Origin of the sequence: Mycobacterium tuberculosis H37Rv (genome assembly GCF_000195955.2) — a bacterium.
In the GTDB taxonomy this organism is placed as follows: domain Bacteria; phylum Actinomycetota; class Actinomycetes; order Mycobacteriales; family Mycobacteriaceae; genus Mycobacterium; species Mycobacterium tuberculosis.
In genome coordinates, this window is the sequence record NC_000962.3 from 748205 (window position 1) to 769724 (window position 21520).

The following is a 21520-nucleotide window of genomic DNA, read 5'->3' on the forward strand; positions in this document are numbered from 1 at the left end:
CGTTCCCGGGTGGTCGCAGACGGCACGTCGTACCCCGACTGCCACCAGACTTGCACCGTCAGGAGGTATGCATGGCCAGGGCTGACAAGGCCACCGCCGTCGCAGACATCGCAGCGCAGTTCAAGGAGTCGACCGCGACGTTGATCACCGAATACCGCGGCTTGACGGTGGCCAACCTGGCCGAGCTACGCAGGTCTCTGACGGGGTCGGCGACCTACGCGGTGGCCAAAAACACACTCATCAAGCGGGCGGCCTCCGAGGCCGGCATCGAGGGCCTCGACGAACTGTTTGTGGGCCCCACCGCGATCGCGTTCGTCACCGGTGAGCCGGTCGACGCCGCCAAGGCCATCAAGACCTTCGCCAAGGAGCACAAGGCGCTGGTCATCAAGGGCGGCTACATGGACGGCCACCCATTGACCGTGGCCGAAGTCGAGCGCATCGCCGACCTGGAGTCCCGCGAGGTGTTACTGGCCAAGCTGGCCGGTGCGATGAAGGGCAACCTGGCCAAGGCGGCCGGGTTGTTCAACGCGCCGGCCTCGCAGCTGGCCCGGCTCGCGGCCGCCCTGCAGGAAAAGAAGGCCTGCCCAGGCCCAGACTCAGCCGAGTAGTCACCCAGTACCCCACACCAGGAAGGACCGCCCATCATGGCAAAGCTCTCCACCGACGAACTGCTGGACGCGTTCAAGGAAATGACCCTGTTGGAGCTCTCCGACTTCGTCAAGAAGTTCGAGGAGACCTTCGAGGTCACCGCCGCCGCTCCAGTCGCCGTCGCCGCCGCCGGTGCCGCCCCGGCCGGTGCCGCCGTCGAGGCTGCCGAGGAGCAGTCCGAGTTCGACGTGATCCTTGAGGCCGCCGGCGACAAGAAGATCGGCGTCATCAAGGTGGTCCGGGAGATCGTTTCCGGCCTGGGCCTCAAGGAGGCCAAGGACCTGGTCGACGGCGCGCCCAAGCCGCTGCTGGAGAAGGTCGCCAAGGAGGCCGCCGACGAGGCCAAGGCCAAGCTGGAGGCCGCCGGCGCCACCGTCACCGTCAAGTAGCTCTGCCCAGCGTGTTCTTTTGCGTCTGCTCGGCCCGTAGCGAACACTGCGCCCGCTCGGGTGAATCTCCCAGCGCGACAAGCAGGTTCACCGTCATCGCGGCGAGCACCGGTTCGACGGCCGCGCCTCGATCGCCGTAGAAGCCGGCCAGCTCGAGCATCACGAAGCCGTGGATCTGTGACCAAAACTGCGCCGCGGTGGCAACTATTGCCGTGTCGTCGTCGGCTCCAAGCGCGGTCGCGAACCGGCCGGCCAGCAGGCACCGGTGCACCGCTCGCACCACATGCGCGAAACTGGGGTGCTGGTGTTCGATCTCGGCAACCTTGAGGGTCAACACGTCGCGCGCTGGCACGTTGATGCCGTGTGCGCTGGTGCTGCCGAACATTAGCCGGTACATGTGCGGGCGCTCGATGGCGTAGCGCCGGTAGGCGGTGCCGATGGCCAGCAGGTCGGCGACCGGATCGGCGGTCTGCGGGACCGTCAGCGCGACATCGAACTGGCGTAGCCCTTCTTCGGCTATGGCGGCGATCAGTCCGCGCATCCCGCCGAAATGGGTGTACACCGCCATCGTCGAGGTGCCTGCTGCGGCGGCCACCTTGCGGGTCTGCAGCGCGTCGGGCCCGTGATCGTCGAGCAGTCGCACGCCGGCGTGCAGCAGCTCGTCGCGAACACCGGTCTGCGAGGTCATCCTTGCCATGTTCTCACCAAGGGCGTACCGTTCCAATATCAGTGAAATAACAATGTTATAGGAGATCGGCATGACCACCGCACAAGCCGCCGAATCCCAAAACCCATATCTCGAGGGCTTCCTGGCGCCGGTGAGCACCGAGGTAACTGCCACCGACCTGCCGGTCACCGGCCGCATTCCGGAACACCTCGACGGGCGTTATCTGCGTAACGGCCCCAACCCGGTCGCGGAGGTCGACCCGGCCACCTACCACTGGTTCACCGGCGACGCCATGGTGCACGGAGTCGCGCTGCGCGACGGGAAGGCCCGCTGGTATCGCAATCGCTGGGTCCGCACACCCGCGGTGTGCGCCGCCCTGGGCGAGCCCATTTCGGCCCGGCCTCACCCGCGCACCGGGATTATCGAGGGCGGTCCCAACACCAACGTGCTGACCCACGCCGGACGCACCCTGGCCTTGGTTGAGGCCGGCGTGGTCAACTACGAACTCACCGATGAGCTGGACACCGTGGGACCCTGTGACTTCGACGGCACCCTGCACGGCGGTTACACCGCCCATCCGCAGCGTGATCCGCACACGGGTGAACTGCACGCGGTGTCCTACTCGTTCGCCCGCGGACACAGAGTGCAGTACTCGGTGATCGGCACCGACGGACACGCTCGTCGGACGGTTGATATCGAGGTGGCGGGATCGCCGATGATGCACAGCTTCTCCCTGACCGACAACTACGTGGTGATCTACGACCTGCCGGTGACCTTCGACCCAATGCAGGTGGTGCCGGCGTCCGTGCCACGCTGGCTGCAACGGCCCGCCAGGTTGGTGATCCAGTCGGTCCTGGGCCGTGTCCGCATCCCCGACCCGATAGCGGCGTTGGGCAACCGGATGCAGGGTCACTCCGATCGCCTCCCGTACGCCTGGAACCCCAGCTACCCGGCGCGCGTCGGTGTCATGCCGCGCGAGGGTGGCAACGAGGACGTGCGGTGGTTCGACATCGAACCCTGCTACGTATACCACCCACTTAACGCCTACTCGGAGTGCCGGAACGGCGCTGAGGTGCTGGTGTTGGACGTGGTGCGCTACTCACGGATGTTTGATCGCGACCGGCGGGGTCCCGGCGGTGACAGCCGGCCCTCGCTGGATCGCTGGACCATCAACCTGGCGACCGGTGCGGTGACCGCCGAATGCCGCGACGATCGGGCGCAGGAGTTTCCCCGCATCAACGAGACTCTGGTGGGTGGGCCGCATCGCTTCGCCTACACCGTCGGCATCGAGGGTGGGTTTCTCGTCGGCGCCGGCGCTGCGTTGTCGACTCCGCTGTATAAACAGGACTGCGTGACCGGGTCCAGCACGGTCGCCTCGCTCGATCCCGACCTGCTGATCGGCGAGATGGTGTTCGTGCCGAACCCGTCGGCGCGTGCAGAAGATGACGGGATTCTCATGGGCTACGGCTGGCACCGCGGCCGCGACGAAGGCCAGCTGCTCTTGCTGGATGCCCAGACTCTCGAGTCGATCGCCACCGTGCACCTGCCACAGCGTGTGCCGATGGGCTTCCACGGCAACTGGGCGCCGACCACCTGACGGCGCCTCGGGTGCGATACAGTGACTCATACCACACAACGGGCCGGTGGCAGCCACGAGCGTCGACAGAAGGGTTTCCCATGGGCGTCAGCATCGAGGTCAACGGACTAACGAAGTCCTTCGGGTCCTCGAGGATCTGGGAAGATGTCACGCTAACGATCCCCGCCGGGGAGGTCAGCGTGCTGCTGGGCCCATCGGGTACCGGCAAATCGGTGTTTCTGAAATCTCTGATCGGCCTCCTGCGGCCGGAGCGCGGCTCGATCATCATCGACGGCACCGACATCATCGAATGCTCGGCCAAGGAGCTTTACGAGATCCGCACATTGTTCGGCGTGCTGTTTCAGGACGGTGCCCTGTTCGGGTCGATGAACCTCTACGACAACACCGCGTTCCCCCTGCGTGAGCACACCAAGAAAAAGGAAAGCGAGATCCGTGACATCGTCATGGAGAAGCTGGCCCTAGTCGGCCTGGGTGGGGACGAGAAGAAGTTCCCCGGCGAGATCTCCGGCGGGATGCGTAAGCGTGCCGGCCTAGCGCGTGCCCTGGTCCTTGACCCGCAGATCATTCTCTGCGACGAGCCCGACTCGGGTCTGGACCCGGTTCGTACCGCCTACCTGAGCCAGCTGATCATGGACATCAACGCCCAGATCGACGCCACCATCCTGATCGTGACGCACAACATCAACATCGCCCGCACCGTGCCGGACAACATGGGCATGTTGTTCCGCAAGCATTTGGTGATGTTCGGGCCGCGGGAGGTGCTACTCACCAGCGACGAGCCGGTGGTGCGGCAGTTCCTCAACGGCCGGCGCATCGGCCCGATCGGCATGTCCGAGGAGAAGGACGAGGCCACCATGGCCGAAGAGCAGGCCCTGCTCGATGCCGGCCACCACGCGGGCGGTGTCGAGGAAATCGAGGGCGTGCCGCCGCAGATCAGCGCGACACCGGGCATGCCGGAGCGCAAAGCGGTCGCCCGGCGTCAGGCTCGGGTTCGCGAGATGTTGCACACGCTGCCCAAAAAGGCCCAGGCGGCGATCCTCGACGATCTCGAGGGCACGCACAAGTACGCGGTGCACGAAATCGGCCAGTAAGGCGCGCGGGGATGCGACCGCCGGACCGCCGCAATCGGATGATTTCGCGTAACTTGCCGCATATCACCCGGAGACCGAATCGGGTCGGCCGCTGGAGGCGGCGCCTGTTCGGGAGCTGATCACGCAACGTTTGTATCTGCTGCCGACCTTCCGTTGGCGGCTCGCGTAGGTGGCACAGTCCGCGAAGTGCTTGGGCCGCTGATCAAGGCGCTCCCGGAGCACAATCCAGACATGTCAGGCCGTCACCGACGCACAGGCGACGGCCCTCGAGCAGCGTGGGAAGAGCCGGGCTCGTCGAGTGGATCACACATTTCGAGGCGCTCTCGTGTATCGAGCGGCACATCAGCCATGCGTGTCTCCTTGTCCTGCCTTCTCCAGAGGAAACCGCTAGTCGTCGGCGCTGACGACCCTCCGCACTCTGATGTCGGGAAGGTGACGCTCTGCGAGTTCGTAGTCGGCATCGTCGTGGAGGACTACTAGGCCCCTGGCCGCCGCAGTGTCGCAGATCAGCAGATCGACAACCGACAGGGCACCCACCGCTCCCGCCCGGGCGAGGCGGTGCTGTGCCGAATCGATCCACCGCCACACGGATTTCGGCACTGGCACATCGGGGTAGACGTCACCAAACATCCGGCTCATCTGGTCGAACTCGTCCGCATTCCGCGCTGATCGGCAGAACTCGGCTCGTTGCGGTTCGCACGACCCGACGGCCCGCTGAGCAGCGCGGAGTTCCAGGCCTCGGTGGGTTCCGGTTGTCGTTGCAGCCGCCAAACCGCTGAGGAATCCACCAGGAAATAGATCAAATCCCGAGGGCCTTCTCGTCGTCCCGCGCGGCCACCCAGCCCTTGTAGTCCCAGCCTTTCGCCTACTCGCGCGAGCGGGCCAGGGCCTCGATGCGCCGAAACCGTTCGACGTAATCGCGCATCGCGAGGTTCACGGCTTCCTTCTTTGTGTGCACGGCGGCGATGCGCATCACATCGGCCAGCGCTTCGTCGTCGAGGTCGATCTGGGTCACCGACACGACGGCCTCCTATGTTGAAGACATATCACATAAACATACGTAACCAACATCGCGAGGAGACCGTCTCGCGCCTGCTCAGGGCAACGATATGGCGCCAGTCAGACCAAGCAGCAATACGATCCCGGGCAATAGGTTGGTCACTTGGTGCGTGACGATGCTGGCCAGTAGACCGCCGGAATAGAACCGTGCCAGCGCGATCGGGATGGCCACCACCACCAGCAGTGGAGCTCGGGCGAACTCGAGATGGGCCAATGCGAAGACCACGGTGGTAACCACCAGCGCCGCCCACCGACCCCAGCGCCGATCCACAGCACCCCAGAGCAGCCCGCGGTAGATGATCTCTTCGCACAGTGGCGCGACGAACACCACGACCAGAAAGACGACCAGCGCCCACGGCCAGGACGCCCGAACGCCACCGAAAATCCTTACTACAGCGGAATTCGCTTCTGGCCCAACGATAGCGGTGTAGACCAGCGACGCCGGAATCGTGACCAGCATTCCGCCGAAACCGAACATCAACCCGAGCCGCAGTCCGCGCCACGACCAGCGCAGCCGCAAGTCGGTGCGGAGGCCGTTGCCGCGGAGCCTGGTGATGAGGATGGCCAGCCCGGCGGCGACCACCGTGGGGGCGGCTAGCGCAAGGGCCAGCACCCCGGCAGACACCGGGCCGTGACCGGTAAGGACAACCGCTAACGAAGTCGAGGCGACCAGGAATACCAGCTCGACGACCAAGAAGGCCCCAAGTCCCCAGCGGTGACTGGGGGCTACGGTATCGGCACGGCCCGCTTCCACGGCTCCGACGGTATCGAAGTGTCACCGCCACCGGCGCTGACGTCGAGCCGGCGGACGGCCGGCTGCTACGCGCGCGGTACCTCGTCGGGCGGATCGGGTTCGGTCGATCGACGCGAAATATGTTGGCGACTGGCAACTTCCGGTGCTTGCCACGGTCTCAACTCTCACCGCCGTGTTGATCCGGACCGACGGATGTGTCGCCGAACCGACCATATCGTGGGCTTGCTGACGCGCTCATCAGTCGGTTCGGGTGGCCACGTGCAACCAGCCCCCGCTCAACACCCCGTGCTCGCCCGGAGTGTTTGACAGGCTTCGTGCAGGCGGGCCGGGGACAGCCGGGTGATGCGGCGTCGGAATGCGGTGCGTGGCAACGTATGAATGTTGTCGAAGTTGACGACGCAGTCGCTCGGAACACGGTTTTCGACGGCCGTGAGCTCCAATTCCGACACCAGGCCTCGGCGGGTGCGGGTTAGGGCCACCACAACGACCGCGCCGATGCGGTCTGCCACCGGATCTCTGGTAAGGACAAGTACTGGTCTGTCACCACCAGGTGTGGCGGCAAACCACAATTCACCGCGCCGCATCGGCCCAGTCGGCCCAGTCCTCCGCCGGCCCCCAGTCGGCGATCTCAGCCAGTGCGTTCTCGTCGTCCGTCAACGGTCGCTCGGTGTAGGCCTGGACATCCTGGTCCGCGGCCAGCGCGGCCAAGTGACGTCGCAGCGCATCGCGCAGCAGCTCGGAGCGGCCGATGTGTAGGCGACGCGCCCACGCGTCGGCCAGGTCGACGTCGTGGTCGTCGGCGCGGAAGCTGAGCATCGTCATACATCGAGTTTAGAGCGTATGACATTGTCGGCCGGCGAGCAGACGCATAAGCCCCCGCACGCTCGGCGTGTCGGGGGCTTATGCGACTGCTCGCCCGGGGCCGTCAGCGGTCGCCGAGCAGGCTGACCATCCCGGCCGCGTCGGGAATGACGTGCACGACATCCGACAGATCGGCGAACGCCGGGTCAGCCGAGACAAGAGCGGTCGCGCCGGCGCTTGCGGCAACCGCCGCGAGCACCGCGTCGCAGGCTTCAAGCCCTGGCGTTGTCTCGAACAGCGTCAGGCCGCGCTTCGAGGTGGCCTCGATTGATGGTGAGTAGCGGCGAGAGCAGTTCGGCATAGTCACACGGCCCAGCGCGGCGGCGTCGCTGCGGTCGCGCCGGCGGGCGCGTACGTGGACGAACTCCTGGATCACCTCGGCGGTGGTGGTCGCAGCGATGCGTTCGTCGGCGATTGCCGCGACGAGATCGCGGCAGGGATCGCGGAGTGGATGCTCGGCGCCTTTGGCATAGACGAGGACGGTGGTGTCGAGCACTATCATCCGCGGCGCGCCCGGAGGGCCTCGAGTTCCTGCTTCAGCTCCCGCGGCTCGGGAACGGACATGTCGGCGGCGTCGAGCAGGCGCCTGCCCGCGGACTTGCGGCGACCGGCGGGGCTGACGAGGCCTCGATCAATGGCCTCACGCACGACGGTTGCGACCGGGACGCCTCGCTCGCGCGCCACCGCGGTGATGCGGCGGTGGCACTCGTCGTCGAGCAGGATCTGGAGCCGATGCGCCAGACGCATGCTCATACATTTAGCATGCTGAAATTTGGGCGGCGGCTGCCATTGCGGTCGCGTTGACCCGCGGACGGCCCAGACGCTGCGGTTGTAGCGTCGATAGGCACGCGTATTAGGGAGGAACAATGCCGCAGCCAAGAACGCATCTGCCGATTCCCAGTGCTGCTCGCACCGGGCTGATCACGTATGACGCGAAGGATCCCGACAGCACCTATCCGCCGATCGAGCAGCTGCGCCCACCGGCGGGTGCCCCGAATGTGTTGCTGATCCTGCTTGACGATGTCGGGTTCGGTGCGTCGAGCGCGTTCGGAGGCCCATGCAGGACGTCGACGGCGGAACTGCTTGCCGGTAACGGGTTGCGGTACAACCGGTTTCACACCACCGCGCTGTGCTCGCCGACGCGTCAGGCGTTGTTAACTGGACGCAACCATCACTCCGCCGGCATGGGCGGTATCACCGAAATCGCCACCGGTGCACCGGGATACAGCTCAGTACTACCGAACACCATGTCGCCGATCGCGCGGACGCTAAAGCTCAACGGCTACAACACCGCCCAGTTCGGCAAGTGCCACGAAGTCCCGGTCTGGCAGACCAGCCCGGTCGGGCCGTTCGACGCGTGGCCCAGCGGCGGCGGTGGTTTCGAATACTTCTACGGGTTTATCGGTGGCGAGGCTAACCAGTGGTATCCGAGTCTGTACGAGGGCACCACGCCGGTCGAGGTGAACCGCACGCCCGAGGAGGGTTACCATTTCATGGCGGACATGACCGACAAGGCCCTCGGCTGGATCGGACAGCAGAAGGCACTGGCCCCCGACCGGCCGTTCTTCGTGTACTTCGCCCCGGGCGCCACCCACGCGCCCCACCACGTTCCGCGGGAGTGGGCCGACAAGTACCGGGGCCGCTTCGATGTGGGCTGGGACGCACTGCGAGAGGAAACCTTCGCCCGGCAAAAGGAACTCGGGGTGATCCCGGCGGACTGCCAGCTGACCGCGCGGCACGCCGAAATCCCGGCGTGGGACGACATGCCGGAGGACCTCAAACCCGTGCTATGCCGGCAGATGGAGGTCTACGCGGGCTTTCTGGAATACACCGACCACCACGTCGGCCGGCTCGTCGACGGCCTGCAGCGCCTCGGTGTGCTCGACGACACGCTGGTGTTCTACATCATCGACGACAACGGCGCCTCGGCCGAGGGCACGATCAACGGCACCTACAACGAGATGTTGAACTTCAACGGCCTGGCCGACATCGAGACGCCGCGGTTCATGACCGACCGGCTCGACAAGTTCGGCGGGCCGGAGTCCTACAACCACTATTCGGTGGGTTGGGCGCATGCGATGGATACCCCCTATCAGTGGACCAAACAAGTGGCCTCGCACTGGGGTGGCACGCGTAACGGCACGATTGTGCACTGGCCCAACGGAATTGCCGCCAAGGGGGAGATGCGCTGGCAGTTTCACCACGTCATCGACGTGGCGCCGACCATCCTGGAGGCGGCGGGGTTGCCGGAACCGTTATTCGTCAACGGCGTGCAGCAACACCCCATCGAAGGGGTCAGCATGGCCTATTCGTTCGACGACGCGCAGGCGCCGGATCGGCACGAGACGCAGTATTTCGAGATGTTCGGAAACCGGGGCATCTACCACAAGGGTTGGACCGCGGTGACCAAGCACAAGACGCCGTGGATTTTGGTTGGCGAGCAGACCGTCGCGTTCGACGACGACGTGTGGGAGCTCTACGACACCACCAAGGATTGGAGCCAGGCCAAAGACTTGGCCAAGGAGATGCCGGAAAAGCTGCATGAGCTGCAGCGGCTGTGGCTGATCGAGGCGACGCGCTACAACGTGCTTCCGCTGGACGACGACACCGCCAGCCGCATCAACCCCGATCTGGCGGGCAGGCCGGTGCTCATCAGGGGCAACACCCAGGTGCTGTTTTCGAACATGGGCCGGTTGTCGGAGAACTGTGTGCTCAACCTCAAGAACAAATCGCACACGGTGACCGCTGAGGTCGAGGTGCCCGAGACCGGTGCTGAGGGCGTGATCGTCGCGCAGGGCGCCAGCATCGGCGGCTGGAGCCTGTATGCCAACGACGGCAAGCTCAAGTACTGCTACAACCTGGGTGGTATCAAGCACTTCTACGCCGAGTCCGCCGACCCGCTGCCGGCCGGCGCCCATCAGGTGCGCATGGAATTCGCTTATGCCGGTGGCGGTTTGGGCAAGGGCGGCGAGGTAACTCTTTATGTCGACGGCCAACAGGTCGGCGAAGGACATGTCGAAGCCACCCTTGCCATCGTCTTCTCGGCCGACGACGGCTGCGATGTCGGCATGGATTCGGGCTCGCCCGTCTCACCCGACTATGCCCCGGGGAGTAACGCGTTCAACGGGCGGATCAAGGGCGTGCAGCTCGCGATCGCCGAGGCCGCCGCTGCTGCGGGCCATCTGGTCGACCCGGAGCACGCGATCCGCATCGCGCTGGCGCGCCAATAGGGCCGCACAGTCAAACGGGGAGGGGACGGCGATGGAAAAGTCACGGTGCCACGCTGTCGCACATGGAGGTGGGTGTGCGGGATCTGCGAAATCGCACAAGTCAGGTGGTCGATGCGGTCAAGGCCGGGGTGCCGGTGACTCTCACGGTACACGGGGAGCCGGTCGCCGATATCGTGCCGCATCGGCGCCGCATCCGCTGGCTGTCGGGGCGCATCTGCGCGATGAGCTCGCCAAGCGCTCGGCCGACCCGCGCCTCACCGATGAACTCAACGACTTGGCCGGTCATACCCTCGACGACCTGTGACCGAGGGCGAGGTCGGGGTAGGCCTGCTAGATACGTCGGTCTTCATTGCGCGCGAGAGCGGCGGTGCAATCGCGGACCTGCCTGAACGCGTGGCGCTTTCGGTTATGACGATCGGTGAGCTGCAACTCGGTCTGCTCAATGCTGGCGATTCGGCGACCCGATCACGACGCGCCGACACCCTCGCGCTAGCGCGCACGGCCGATCAGATCCCTGTCAGTGAAGCGGTGATGATTTCGTTGGCTCGACTCGTCGCGGACTGCCGAGCCGCGGGCGTGCGGCGGTCGGTGAAGCTGACCGACGCTCTCATTGCGGCAACCGCGGAGATCAAGGTGTGACACCGAGGACTGATGAAGGTGCCGCTGCACCCTGCCTGATGCCTGACGTCACGATGCCCGTGAAGCGTGGTGATGCCCGGGGAGCTTTGGGTGTGGGTCCAGCTTTGTTCGTGGTGAGCGTGAGCAGCTCGCTGGTGAGGGCCAGGAGCTGTCGTTGCACGGCGGATTGATCGATTCGACCGCATCCATCTGGAGCTACTGCCCCAGACCGGACTCGCAGCCTTGGCAAGCCGCTACGCGGGCATTCTCACCTGAGGCAACGAAGGGCGCTATGCGCGCATTGTGGGTGAGTCAACGCGAGGACTTGACGGCAGACGCTAAACGGGTCAATCTGTTGGGCAGCATGCGCCGCATGTGGCCAAAGGAAGTCGAGATCGCCAGCTAGCGCCGATATCCGGGGATGGTTATTGCCGGGTATTTGAGGAATGCGCCGTCCTGCGCTATTGTTGGACGTTGCGCTGGCTACTTCCTGCCCACCTCACCCGCCACTTGACACCGTGGTCTTAGTCTGAGCCCAGTTTGCGGCTCAGCGGTTTAGTTGCGTGCGTGAGATCCGGACAGATCGTTCGCCGGCCGAAACCGACAAAATTATCGCGGCGAACGGGCCCGTGGGCACCGCTCCTCTAAGGGCTCTCGTTGGTCGCATGAAGTGCTGGAAGGATGCATCTTGGCAGATTCCCGCCAGAGCAAAACAGCCGCTAGTCCTAGTCCGAGTCGCCCGCAAAGTTCCTCGAATAACTCCGTACCCGGAGCGCCAAACCGGGTCTCCTTCGCTAAGCTGCGCGAACCACTTGAGGTTCCGGGACTCCTTGACGTCCAGACCGATTCGTTCGAGTGGCTGATCGGTTCGCCGCGCTGGCGCGAATCCGCCGCCGAGCGGGGTGATGTCAACCCAGTGGGTGGCCTGGAAGAGGTGCTCTACGAGCTGTCTCCGATCGAGGACTTCTCCGGGTCGATGTCGTTGTCGTTCTCTGACCCTCGTTTCGACGATGTCAAGGCACCCGTCGACGAGTGCAAAGACAAGGACATGACGTACGCGGCTCCACTGTTCGTCACCGCCGAGTTCATCAACAACAACACCGGTGAGATCAAGAGTCAGACGGTGTTCATGGGTGACTTCCCGATGATGACCGAGAAGGGCACGTTCATCATCAACGGGACCGAGCGTGTGGTGGTCAGCCAGCTGGTGCGGTCGCCCGGGGTGTACTTCGACGAGACCATTGACAAGTCCACCGACAAGACGCTGCACAGCGTCAAGGTGATCCCGAGCCGCGGCGCGTGGCTCGAGTTTGACGTCGACAAGCGCGACACCGTCGGCGTGCGCATCGACCGCAAACGCCGGCAACCGGTCACCGTGCTGCTCAAGGCGCTGGGCTGGACCAGCGAGCAGATTGTCGAGCGGTTCGGGTTCTCCGAGATCATGCGATCGACGCTGGAGAAGGACAACACCGTCGGCACCGACGAGGCGCTGTTGGACATCTACCGCAAGCTGCGTCCGGGCGAGCCCCCGACCAAAGAGTCAGCGCAGACGCTGTTGGAAAACTTGTTCTTCAAGGAGAAGCGCTACGACCTGGCCCGCGTCGGTCGCTATAAGGTCAACAAGAAGCTCGGGCTGCATGTCGGCGAGCCCATCACGTCGTCGACGCTGACCGAAGAAGACGTCGTGGCCACCATCGAATATCTGGTCCGCTTGCACGAGGGTCAGACCACGATGACCGTTCCGGGCGGCGTCGAGGTGCCGGTGGAAACCGACGACATCGACCACTTCGGCAACCGCCGCCTGCGTACGGTCGGCGAGCTGATCCAAAACCAGATCCGGGTCGGCATGTCGCGGATGGAGCGGGTGGTCCGGGAGCGGATGACCACCCAGGACGTGGAGGCGATCACACCGCAGACGTTGATCAACATCCGGCCGGTGGTCGCCGCGATCAAGGAGTTCTTCGGCACCAGCCAGCTGAGCCAATTCATGGACCAGAACAACCCGCTGTCGGGGTTGACCCACAAGCGCCGACTGTCGGCGCTGGGGCCCGGCGGTCTGTCACGTGAGCGTGCCGGGCTGGAGGTCCGCGACGTGCACCCGTCGCACTACGGCCGGATGTGCCCGATCGAAACCCCTGAGGGGCCCAACATCGGTCTGATCGGCTCGCTGTCGGTGTACGCGCGGGTCAACCCGTTCGGGTTCATCGAAACGCCGTACCGCAAGGTGGTCGACGGCGTGGTTAGCGACGAGATCGTGTACCTGACCGCCGACGAGGAGGACCGCCACGTGGTGGCACAGGCCAATTCGCCGATCGATGCGGACGGTCGCTTCGTCGAGCCGCGCGTGCTGGTCCGCCGCAAGGCGGGCGAGGTGGAGTACGTGCCCTCGTCTGAGGTGGACTACATGGACGTCTCGCCCCGCCAGATGGTGTCGGTGGCCACCGCGATGATTCCCTTCCTGGAGCACGACGACGCCAACCGTGCCCTCATGGGGGCAAACATGCAGCGCCAGGCGGTGCCGCTGGTCCGTAGCGAGGCCCCGCTGGTGGGCACCGGGATGGAGCTGCGCGCGGCGATCGACGCCGGCGACGTCGTCGTCGCCGAAGAAAGCGGCGTCATCGAGGAGGTGTCGGCCGACTACATCACTGTGATGCACGACAACGGCACCCGGCGTACCTACCGGATGCGCAAGTTTGCCCGGTCCAACCACGGCACTTGCGCCAACCAGTGCCCCATCGTGGACGCGGGCGACCGAGTCGAGGCCGGTCAGGTGATCGCCGACGGTCCCTGTACTGACGACGGCGAGATGGCGCTGGGCAAGAACCTGCTGGTGGCCATCATGCCGTGGGAGGGCCACAACTACGAGGACGCGATCATCCTGTCCAACCGCCTGGTCGAAGAGGACGTGCTCACCTCGATCCACATCGAGGAGCATGAGATCGATGCTCGCGACACCAAGCTGGGTGCGGAGGAGATCACCCGCGACATCCCGAACATCTCCGACGAGGTGCTCGCCGACCTGGATGAGCGGGGCATCGTGCGCATCGGTGCCGAGGTTCGCGACGGGGACATCCTGGTCGGCAAGGTCACCCCGAAGGGTGAGACCGAGCTGACGCCGGAGGAGCGGCTGCTGCGTGCCATCTTCGGTGAGAAGGCCCGCGAGGTGCGCGACACTTCGCTGAAGGTGCCGCACGGCGAATCCGGCAAGGTGATCGGCATTCGGGTGTTTTCCCGCGAGGACGAGGACGAGTTGCCGGCCGGTGTCAACGAGCTGGTGCGTGTGTATGTGGCTCAGAAACGCAAGATCTCCGACGGTGACAAGCTGGCCGGCCGGCACGGCAACAAGGGCGTGATCGGCAAGATCCTGCCGGTTGAGGACATGCCGTTCCTTGCCGACGGCACCCCGGTGGACATTATTTTGAACACCCACGGCGTGCCGCGACGGATGAACATCGGCCAGATTTTGGAGACCCACCTGGGTTGGTGTGCCCACAGCGGCTGGAAGGTCGACGCCGCCAAGGGGGTTCCGGACTGGGCCGCCAGGCTGCCCGACGAACTGCTCGAGGCGCAGCCGAACGCCATTGTGTCGACGCCGGTGTTCGACGGCGCCCAGGAGGCCGAGCTGCAGGGCCTGTTGTCGTGCACGCTGCCCAACCGCGACGGTGACGTGCTGGTCGACGCCGACGGCAAGGCCATGCTCTTCGACGGGCGCAGCGGCGAGCCGTTCCCGTACCCGGTCACGGTTGGCTACATGTACATCATGAAGCTGCACCACCTGGTGGACGACAAGATCCACGCCCGCTCCACCGGGCCGTACTCGATGATCACCCAGCAGCCGCTGGGCGGTAAGGCGCAGTTCGGTGGCCAGCGGTTCGGGGAGATGGAGTGCTGGGCCATGCAGGCCTACGGTGCTGCCTACACCCTGCAGGAGCTGTTGACCATCAAGTCCGATGACACCGTCGGCCGCGTCAAGGTGTACGAGGCGATCGTCAAGGGTGAGAACATCCCGGAGCCGGGCATCCCCGAGTCGTTCAAGGTGCTGCTCAAAGAACTGCAGTCGCTGTGCCTCAACGTCGAGGTGCTATCGAGTGACGGTGCGGCGATCGAACTGCGCGAAGGTGAGGACGAGGACCTGGAGCGGGCCGCGGCCAACCTGGGAATCAATCTGTCCCGCAACGAATCCGCAAGTGTCGAGGATCTTGCGTAAAGCTGTCGCAAAATTACTAAACCCGTTAGGGGAAAGGGAGTTACGTGCTCGACGTCAACTTCTTCGATGAACTCCGCATCGGTCTTGCTACCGCGGAGGACATCAGGCAATGGTCCTATGGCGAGGTCAAAAAGCCGGAGACGATCAACTACCGCACGCTTAAGCCGGAGAAGGACGGCCTGTTCTGCGAGAAGATCTTCGGGCCGACTCGCGACTGGGAATGCTACTGCGGCAAGTACAAGCGGGTGCGCTTCAAGGGCATCATCTGCGAGCGCTGCGGCGTCGAGGTGACCCGCGCCAAGGTGCGTCGTGAGCGGATGGGCCACATCGAGCTTGCCGCGCCCGTCACCCACATCTGGTACTTCAAGGGTGTGCCCTCGCGGCTGGGGTATCTGCTGGACCTGGCCCCGAAGGACCTGGAGAAGATCATCTACTTCGCTGCCTACGTGATCACCTCGGTCGACGAGGAGATGCGCCACAATGAGCTCTCCACGCTCGAGGCCGAAATGGCGGTGGAGCGCAAGGCCGTCGAAGACCAGCGCGACGGCGAACTAGAGGCCCGGGCGCAAAAGCTGGAGGCCGACCTGGCCGAGCTGGAGGCCGAGGGCGCCAAGGCCGATGCGCGGCGCAAGGTTCGCGACGGCGGCGAGCGCGAGATGCGCCAGATCCGTGACCGCGCGCAGCGTGAGCTGGACCGGTTGGAGGACATCTGGAGCACTTTCACCAAGCTGGCGCCCAAGCAGCTGATCGTCGACGAAAACCTCTACCGCGAACTCGTCGACCGCTACGGCGAGTACTTCACCGGTGCCATGGGCGCGGAGTCGATCCAGAAGCTGATCGAGAACTTCGACATCGACGCCGAAGCCGAGTCGCTGCGGGATGTCATCCGAAACGGCAAGGGGCAGAAGAAGCTTCGCGCCCTCAAGCGGCTGAAGGTGGTTGCGGCGTTCCAACAGTCGGGCAACTCGCCGATGGGCATGGTGCTCGACGCCGTCCCGGTGATCCCGCCGGAGCTGCGCCCGATGGTGCAGCTCGACGGCGGCCGGTTCGCCACGTCCGACTTGAACGACCTGTACCGCAGGGTGATCAACCGCAACAACCGGCTGAAAAGGCTGATCGATCTGGGTGCGCCGGAAATCATCGTCAACAACGAGAAGCGGATGCTGCAGGAATCCGTGGACGCGCTGTTCGACAATGGCCGCCGCGGCCGGCCCGTCACCGGGCCGGGCAACCGTCCGCTCAAGTCGCTTTCCGATCTGCTCAAGGGCAAGCAGGGCCGGTTCCGGCAGAACCTGCTCGGCAAGCGTGTCGACTACTCGGGCCGGTCGGTCATCGTGGTCGGCCCGCAGCTCAAGCTGCACCAGTGCGGTCTGCCCAAGCTGATGGCGCTGGAGCTGTTCAAGCCGTTCGTGATGAAGCGGCTGGTGGACCTCAACCATGCGCAGAACATCAAGAGCGCCAAGCGCATGGTGGAGCGCCAGCGCCCCCAAGTGTGGGATGTGCTCGAAGAGGTCATCGCCGAGCACCCGGTGTTGCTGAACCGCGCACCCACCCTGCACCGGTTGGGTATCCAGGCCTTCGAGCCAATGCTGGTGGAAGGCAAGGCCATTCAGCTGCACCCGTTGGTGTGTGAGGCGTTCAATGCCGACTTCGACGGTGACCAGATGGCCGTGCACCTGCCTTTGAGCGCCGAAGCGCAGGCCGAGGCTCGCATTTTGATGTTGTCCTCCAACAACATCCTGTCGCCGGCATCTGGGCGTCCGTTGGCCATGCCGCGGCTGGACATGGTGACCGGGCTGTACTACCTGACCACCGAGGTCCCCGGGGACACCGGCGAATACCAGCCGGCCAGCGGGGATCACCCGGAGACTGGTGTCTACTCTTCGCCGGCCGAAGCGATCATGGCGGCCGACCGCGGTGTCTTGAGCGTGCGGGCCAAGATCAAGGTGCGGCTGACCCAGCTGCGGCCGCCGGTCGAGATCGAGGCCGAGCTATTCGGCCACAGCGGCTGGCAGCCGGGCGATGCGTGGATGGCCGAGACCACGCTGGGCCGGGTGATGTTCAACGAGCTGCTGCCGCTGGGTTATCCGTTCGTCAACAAGCAGATGCACAAGAAGGTGCAGGCCGCCATCATCAACGACCTGGCCGAGCGTTACCCGATGATCGTGGTCGCCCAGACCGTCGACAAGCTCAAGGACGCCGGCTTCTACTGGGCCACCCGCAGCGGCGTGACGGTGTCGATGGCCGACGTGCTGGTGCCGCCGCGCAAGAAGGAGATCCTCGACCACTACGAGGAGCGCGCGGACAAGGTCGAAAAGCAGTTCCAGCGTGGCGCTTTGAACCACGACGAGCGCAACGAGGCGCTGGTGGAGATTTGGAAGGAAGCCACCGACGAGGTCGGTCAGGCGTTGCGGGAGCACTACCCCGACGACAACCCGATCATCACCATCGTCGACTCCGGCGCCACCGGCAACTTCACCCAGACTCGAACGCTGGCCGGTATGAAGGGCCTGGTGACCAACCCGAAGGGTGAGTTCATCCCGCGTCCGGTCAAGTCCTCCTTCCGTGAGGGCCTGACCGTGCTGGAGTACTTCATCAACACCCACGGCGCTCGAAAGGGCTTGGCGGACACCGCGTTGCGCACCGCCGACTCCGGCTACCTGACCCGACGTCTGGTGGACGTGTCCCAGGACGTGATCGTGCGCGAGCACGACTGCCAGACCGAGCGCGGCATCGTCGTCGAGCTGGCCGAGCGTGCACCCGACGGCACGCTGATCCGCGACCCGTACATCGAAACCTCGGCCTACGCGCGGACCCTGGGCACCGACGCGGTCGACGAGGCCGGCAACGTCATCGTCGAGCGTGGTCAAGACCTGGGCGATCCGGAGATTGACGCTCTGTTGGCTGCTGGTATTACCCAGGTCAAGGTGCGTTCGGTGCTGACGTGTGCCACCAGCACCGGCGTGTGCGCGACCTGCTACGGGCGTTCCATGGCCACCGGCAAGCTGGTCGACATCGGTGAAGCCGTCGGCATCGTGGCCGCCCAGTCCATCGGCGAACCCGGCACCCAGCTGACCATGCGCACCTTCCACCAGGGTGGCGTCGGTGAGGACATCACCGGTGGTCTGCCCCGGGTGCAGGAGCTGTTCGAGGCCCGGGTACCGCGTGGCAAGGCGCCGATCGCCGACGTCACCGGCCGGGTTCGGCTCGAGGACGGCGAGCGGTTCTACAAGATCACCATCGTTCCTGACGACGGCGGTGAGGAAGTGGTCTACGACAAGATCTCCAAGCGGCAGCGGCTGCGGGTGTTCAAGCACGAAGACGGTTCCGAACGGGTGCTCTCCGATGGCGACCACGTCGAGGTGGGCCAGCAGCTGATGGAAGGCTCGGCCGACCCGCATGAGGTGCTGCGGGTGCAGGGCCCCCGCGAGGTGCAGATACACCTGGTTCGCGAGGTCCAGGAGGTCTACCGCGCCCAAGGTGTGTCGATCCACGACAAGCACATCGAGGTGATCGTTCGCCAGATGCTGCGCCGGGTGACCATCATCGACTCGGGCTCGACGGAGTTTTTGCCTGGCTCGCTGATCGACCGCGCGGAGTTCGAGGCAGAGAACCGCCGAGTGGTGGCCGAGGGCGGTGAGCCCGCGGCCGGCCGTCCGGTGCTGATGGGCATCACGAAGGCGTCGCTGGCCACCGACTCGTGGCTGTCGGCGGCGTCGTTCCAGGAGACCACTCGCGTGCTGACCGATGCGGCGATCAACTGCCGCAGCGATAAGCTCAACGGTCTGAAGGAAAACGTGATCATCGGCAAGCTGATCCCGGCCGGTACCGGTATCAACCGCTACCGCAACATCGCGGTGCAGCCCACCGAGGAGGCCCGCGCTGCGGCGTACACCATCCCGTCGTATGAGGATCAGTACTACAGCCCGGACTTCGGTGCGGCCACCGGTGCTGCCGTCCCGCTGGACGACTACGGCTACAGCGACTACCGCTAGGTGGGCGAGCAGACGCAGAATCGCACGCGAAATGCCTGCGCGATGCGATTCTGCGTCTGCTCGCCGTGGTGGATGAGCCGGTCTTGCATCGCCGATGCGGGAAACCCATGCATGCGTTGGGGCACGACGCCGGCCTGGCCGCCAGATTGGCGCTGCCCGCCGCCCCGTTCAACATGAGTGGCAATCCCGCCATCTGCCTGCCTGCGGGGGACACGTCGTGAGGAACCCCGGTCGGGGTTTAGTTTATCGGCCGTGAATTCGCCGAACGGTTGCTCGTCCAAGCCGGCCACGCATTCCAGCAGGCCACTGCGTTCCATCGCCGACGCCCAGGCATGGCCTGGGTTGGTGATTGCGGCCGCCGAGTCAAACAACCGTGAACTCGCGCGTCGTCGCGCTGAACGCTGTAAGCATGCCGTTGCGATCGCGTGCGGTGCCGTGGTGGACGATGCGGTATTGCCCGGGCGTGGTATCGCCGGGAACATCCCAGCGAATGCTGACATGCGATCCGGCCCGCCCTTGGCGCTGCCAGCGAAAGCTCGTGGCCCAGTCGCCGTCGTCAGCAATCCGCACCCAGCTGGCACCTTCCCGGCGGACCACTTCGAGGTAGGTGCCGCCGCGGCGCAGATCGTTATTGGGCAGCGCGCTGACGAAAACGGCTTCCACCGCCTGACCCGGTCGGTACGTCGCCGAGGGCTCGGCGATGACCGCTCCGAACGACCCGGCATCGGCGGGCGCGCCGCGCACCCAGCTCAGCTCCCGGGTGGGCCGCGGCCGGCGACCGAGCGTCACCGGACGGCCGTCGCGCATGGCCTCGGCGAGTTCGGCCACGGTCTGCATGAGGGCGCACAGTTCCCATCGACCGAACAACGTGCTGCCGCCCTCGTAGCGCTGTTCGAGATACTCTTCGGGCGTTGTCACGTAATGGATGTAGGCGTTGGTGTAGCCCACGCAGAGCACGTCGGCCAGGTCGGCGCCAACAATCGAAGCCACCATGCGGCGCAGCCTAAGCCCCGCGACGATGGTCGGTTCGCCCGGAATACCGATCAGATAGAGGCGACCGATTCGCACGAGCTGAACGGGAACAATTTCCTGGACAAAGGGGTGTATCCGGTTCGGCAGGCGTGCGGGCATCACAATGCCTTTGGGGGCCTGTGCCGCTGCCGTCGGCCTTGCCAGCCGGTACATGGCGCGGGATAGTCTGTCCCAGAACGGGTTTCGCCCTTGGCGAAAGCCATGGAAGCCCGGGCCCTCGTCGGTGCCTGCCATGGCCCCGGCGCCAAACATCGGACGCCCGGTGCGGCGCTCTTCACCGTCTGGTGTGTACTCGCCGCGCACGAGCACAGAACCGAGATCGACATAGGTGAACCGGGCATCAATGCCAGCGCCGATGGGCGTCGCTCCGCTCAACTGCGTGAAAGCATCCTCGAACTGGCACAACCCGGTACGACGGGTGTTGTCGAATTCCCGGTCTGGTGGGGCCTCGGGAGAAAGGGGCCCGTCGACATTCGGGCTCATGTCGCCCGGATTCGTCTGTGCGAAGGCGGCGATGAAGTCGGGCTGGCCGGCGAGATAATCCGCGCCGCCCACGGTGCGTTCCCAGTGATAGGCCGCGAAACCCTTGTTGTCTCCGGAGATGAGGTGGTTGCGATTCGTCATGCTCGTACCGTGGGTAGCGAAGAAATGGATCACGCCCACGGTGGCCTCGCCCCGGTCGATACGCACGAGCGTGGTATGCGGGTCGACGCGTTTCGGGAAGAACGCCTTGTCGGCCGGCGGGTTGCGGTCGAACGCTGATGGGGATCGATTGATGCTTGCGCCGTACAGCTCGCCGTGCGAGAGCGAAACCTCGGCGGGCGCCACATCGGCATGCGCATGTTCCACCGATTCGACAATTCCGTCGACGATCGCCGCAAAGGTTGCCGGCCGAAAGCCGCTCGTGGTCAGGTTGTACAGCAGGTATCCGCAGTACCCGCCAGGCCCGGCGTGGGTGTGGGTCGCCGTGATCAGTGTGTTCTGCTCCGAGTAGGTATCGCCATACAAATCGGCCAACCGGCGCAGCACTTCCTCATTCACGTTTTGCATGGGCAGCGGCAGTTCGGCGACAATCAGCAGCAACCGCGCGTCCCCGTCCTGGGAATCGTCCCGGAACACAAACGCCCGTGACCTAAGTCGCTGGTGAATGCCGGCGGTGCGCTGGTCGGACTTGCCGTAGCCGAGCATGCCGCAGTCCGCCGCCTCACCAGTGATGTCGGCGATGCCGCGCCCTACACTAAGCATTGCCTAATCCTCCGCACCAGCAGCAAATTTCACGAGCGCTGACTACGCGCTGCTCCGGGGAAACGTATCCCACAAGGAGAAACACTTTATGCGCCGGGGCCCACGAATACGGACGGCAGCATCCCGT

General features: G+C 65.0%; 19 protein-coding genes. 10 read left to right on the top strand and 9 right to left on the bottom strand.

Annotated features, from left to right (window positions below):
* Positions 1 to 71: 71 nt before the first annotated feature.
* Complete coding sequence (rplJ, locus tag Rv0651; protein NP_215165.1) at positions 72 to 608, top strand: 50S ribosomal protein L10; 537 nt, start codon at positions 72 to 74, stop codon at positions 606 to 608.
* A 36-nt stretch (positions 609 to 644) separates the two neighbouring features.
* A complete protein-coding gene (gene rplL / locus Rv0652) occupies positions 645 to 1037 on the top strand; it encodes a 50S ribosomal protein L7/L12 (protein ID NP_215166.1) in 393 nt (130 codons plus the stop codon).
* Here rplL and Rv0653c read toward each other — a convergent pair.
* A complete protein-coding gene (locus Rv0653c) occupies positions 1030 to 1725 on the bottom strand; it encodes a transcriptional regulator (RefSeq protein NP_215167.1) in 696 nt (231 codons plus the stop codon). The genes rplL and Rv0653c overlap by 8 nt on opposite strands.
* 70 nt (positions 1726 to 1795) lie before the next feature.
* On the opposite strand from Rv0653c, the gene Rv0654 reads away from it, so the two are divergent.
* Complete coding sequence (locus Rv0654; RefSeq protein NP_215168.1) at positions 1796 to 3301, top strand: carotenoid cleavage oxygenase; 1506 nt, start codon at positions 1796 to 1798, stop codon at positions 3299 to 3301.
* An 11-nt stretch (positions 3302 to 3312) separates the two neighbouring features.
* Entirely contained in the window at positions 3313 to 4392 is a 1080-nt protein-coding gene (gene mkl / locus Rv0655; RefSeq protein NP_215169.1) for an ABC transporter ATP-binding protein, read from the top strand.
* Positions 4393 to 4779: 387 nt separating this feature from the next.
* On the opposite strand, the gene vapC6 is transcribed toward mkl, so the two are convergent.
* The 7 genes from vapC6 to vapB7 form a co-directional block, all read right to left on the bottom strand.
* On the bottom strand, positions 4780 to 5163 hold the full coding sequence (vapC6, locus tag Rv0656c) for a ribonuclease VapC6 (RefSeq protein ID NP_215170.1): 384 nt from the start codon (positions 5161 to 5163) through the stop codon (positions 4780 to 4782).
* Positions 5164 to 5257: 94 nt separating this feature from the next.
* Complete coding sequence (gene vapB6, locus Rv0657c; protein ID NP_215171.1) at positions 5258 to 5413, bottom strand: antitoxin VapB6; 156 nt, start codon at positions 5411 to 5413, stop codon at positions 5258 to 5260.
* Positions 5414 to 5488: 75 nt separating this feature from the next.
* Entirely contained in the window at positions 5489 to 6205 is a 717-nt protein-coding gene (locus Rv0658c; protein ID NP_215172.1) for an integral membrane protein, read from the bottom strand.
* A gap of 275 nt (positions 6206 to 6480) precedes the next feature.
* Complete coding sequence (gene mazF2, locus Rv0659c; RefSeq protein ID NP_215173.1) at positions 6481 to 6789, bottom strand: toxin MazF2; 309 nt, start codon at positions 6787 to 6789, stop codon at positions 6481 to 6483.
* Positions 6776 to 7021: an antitoxin MazE2 gene (gene mazE2 / locus Rv0660c; RefSeq protein ID NP_215174.1), complete on the bottom strand. Its 246-nt coding sequence runs from the start codon at positions 7019 to 7021 to the stop codon at positions 6776 to 6778. Before mazE2 ends, mazF2 begins: the two co-directional genes overlap by 14 nt.
* 109 nt (positions 7022 to 7130) lie before the next feature.
* A complete protein-coding gene (gene vapC7, locus Rv0661c; protein NP_215175.1) occupies positions 7131 to 7568 on the bottom strand; it encodes a ribonuclease VapC7 in 438 nt (145 codons plus the stop codon).
* Positions 7565 to 7819 (bottom strand): antitoxin VapB7, encoded by a 255-nt coding sequence (gene vapB7 / locus Rv0662c; protein ID NP_215176.2) that lies wholly within the window; start codon positions 7817 to 7819, stop codon positions 7565 to 7567. The genes vapC7 and vapB7 overlap by 4 nt, the downstream gene beginning before the upstream one ends.
* Positions 7820 to 7932: 113 nt before the next feature.
* On the opposite strand from vapB7, the gene atsD reads away from it, so the two are divergent.
* From atsD to rpoC, 6 genes are all read left to right on the top strand, one after another.
* Positions 7933 to 10296, top strand: a complete 2364-nt coding sequence (gene atsD, locus Rv0663) for an arylsulfatase AtsD (RefSeq protein NP_215177.1) — start codon at positions 7933 to 7935, stop codon at positions 10294 to 10296.
* A 31-nt stretch (positions 10297 to 10327) separates the two neighbouring features.
* Positions 10328 to 10600: an antitoxin VapB8 gene (vapB8, locus tag Rv0664; protein ID NP_215178.1), complete on the top strand. Its 273-nt coding sequence runs from the start codon at positions 10328 to 10330 to the stop codon at positions 10598 to 10600.
* Positions 10597 to 10935, top strand: a complete 339-nt coding sequence (gene vapC8, locus Rv0665; RefSeq protein ID NP_215179.1) for a ribonuclease VapC8 — start codon at positions 10597 to 10599, stop codon at positions 10933 to 10935. Before vapB8 ends, vapC8 begins: the two co-directional genes overlap by 4 nt.
* Positions 10932 to 11105: a membrane protein gene (locus Rv0666; protein ID NP_215180.1), complete on the top strand. Its 174-nt coding sequence runs from the start codon at positions 10932 to 10934 to the stop codon at positions 11103 to 11105. The genes vapC8 and Rv0666 overlap by 4 nt, the downstream gene beginning before the upstream one ends.
* Before the next feature lie 497 nt (positions 11106 to 11602).
* Positions 11603 to 15121: a DNA-directed RNA polymerase subunit beta gene (gene rpoB, locus Rv0667; protein ID NP_215181.1), complete on the top strand. Its 3519-nt coding sequence runs from the start codon at positions 11603 to 11605 to the stop codon at positions 15119 to 15121.
* A 44-nt stretch (positions 15122 to 15165) separates the two neighbouring features.
* Complete coding sequence (rpoC, locus tag Rv0668; RefSeq protein NP_215182.1) at positions 15166 to 19116, top strand: DNA-directed RNA polymerase subunit beta'; 3951 nt, start codon at positions 15166 to 15168, stop codon at positions 19114 to 19116.
* Positions 19117 to 19479: 363 nt separating this feature from the next.
* Here the strand turns inward: rpoC and Rv0669c are convergent, their stop codons facing one another.
* Positions 19480 to 21393 (bottom strand): neutral ceramidase, encoded by a 1914-nt coding sequence (locus Rv0669c; protein ID NP_215183.1) that lies wholly within the window; start codon positions 21391 to 21393, stop codon positions 19480 to 19482.
* Between the last annotated feature and the right edge of the window lie 127 nt (positions 21394 to 21520).

What these genes read in the sequence shown, in the direction of transcription:
- vapB8 (NP_215178.1), top strand. Translation starts at nt 10,328, where the DNA reads ATGGAAAAGTCACGGTGCCACGCTGTCGCACATGGAGGTGGGTGTGCG.
- Rv0653c (NP_215167.1), bottom strand. Translation starts at nt 1,725, where the DNA reads ATGACCTCGCAGACCGGTGTTCGCGACGAGCTGCTGCACGCCGGCGTG.
- Rv0669c (NP_215183.1), bottom strand. Translation starts at nt 21,393, where the DNA reads ATGCTTAGTGTAGGGCGCGGCATCGCCGACATCACTGGTGAGGCGGCG.
- rplJ (NP_215165.1), top strand. Translation starts at nt 72, where the DNA reads ATGGCCAGGGCTGACAAGGCCACCGCCGTCGCAGACATCGCAGCGCAG.
- mazE2 (NP_215174.1), bottom strand. Translation starts at nt 7,021, where the DNA reads ATGCTCAGCTTCCGCGCCGACGACCACGACGTCGACCTGGCCGACGCG.
- vapB7 (NP_215176.2), bottom strand. Translation starts at nt 7,819, where the DNA reads ATGAGCATGCGTCTGGCGCATCGGCTCCAGATCCTGCTCGACGACGAG.
- vapC7 (NP_215175.1), bottom strand. Translation starts at nt 7,568, where the DNA reads ATGATAGTGCTCGACACCACCGTCCTCGTCTATGCCAAAGGCGCCGAG.
- rplL (NP_215166.1), top strand. Translation starts at nt 645, where the DNA reads ATGGCAAAGCTCTCCACCGACGAACTGCTGGACGCGTTCAAGGAAATG.
- atsD (NP_215177.1), top strand. Translation starts at nt 7,933, where the DNA reads ATGCCGCAGCCAAGAACGCATCTGCCGATTCCCAGTGCTGCTCGCACC.
- Rv0654 (NP_215168.1), top strand. Translation starts at nt 1,796, where the DNA reads ATGACCACCGCACAAGCCGCCGAATCCCAAAACCCATATCTCGAGGGC.
- mazF2 (NP_215173.1), bottom strand. Translation starts at nt 6,789, where the DNA reads ATGCGGCGCGGTGAATTGTGGTTTGCCGCCACACCTGGTGGTGACAGA.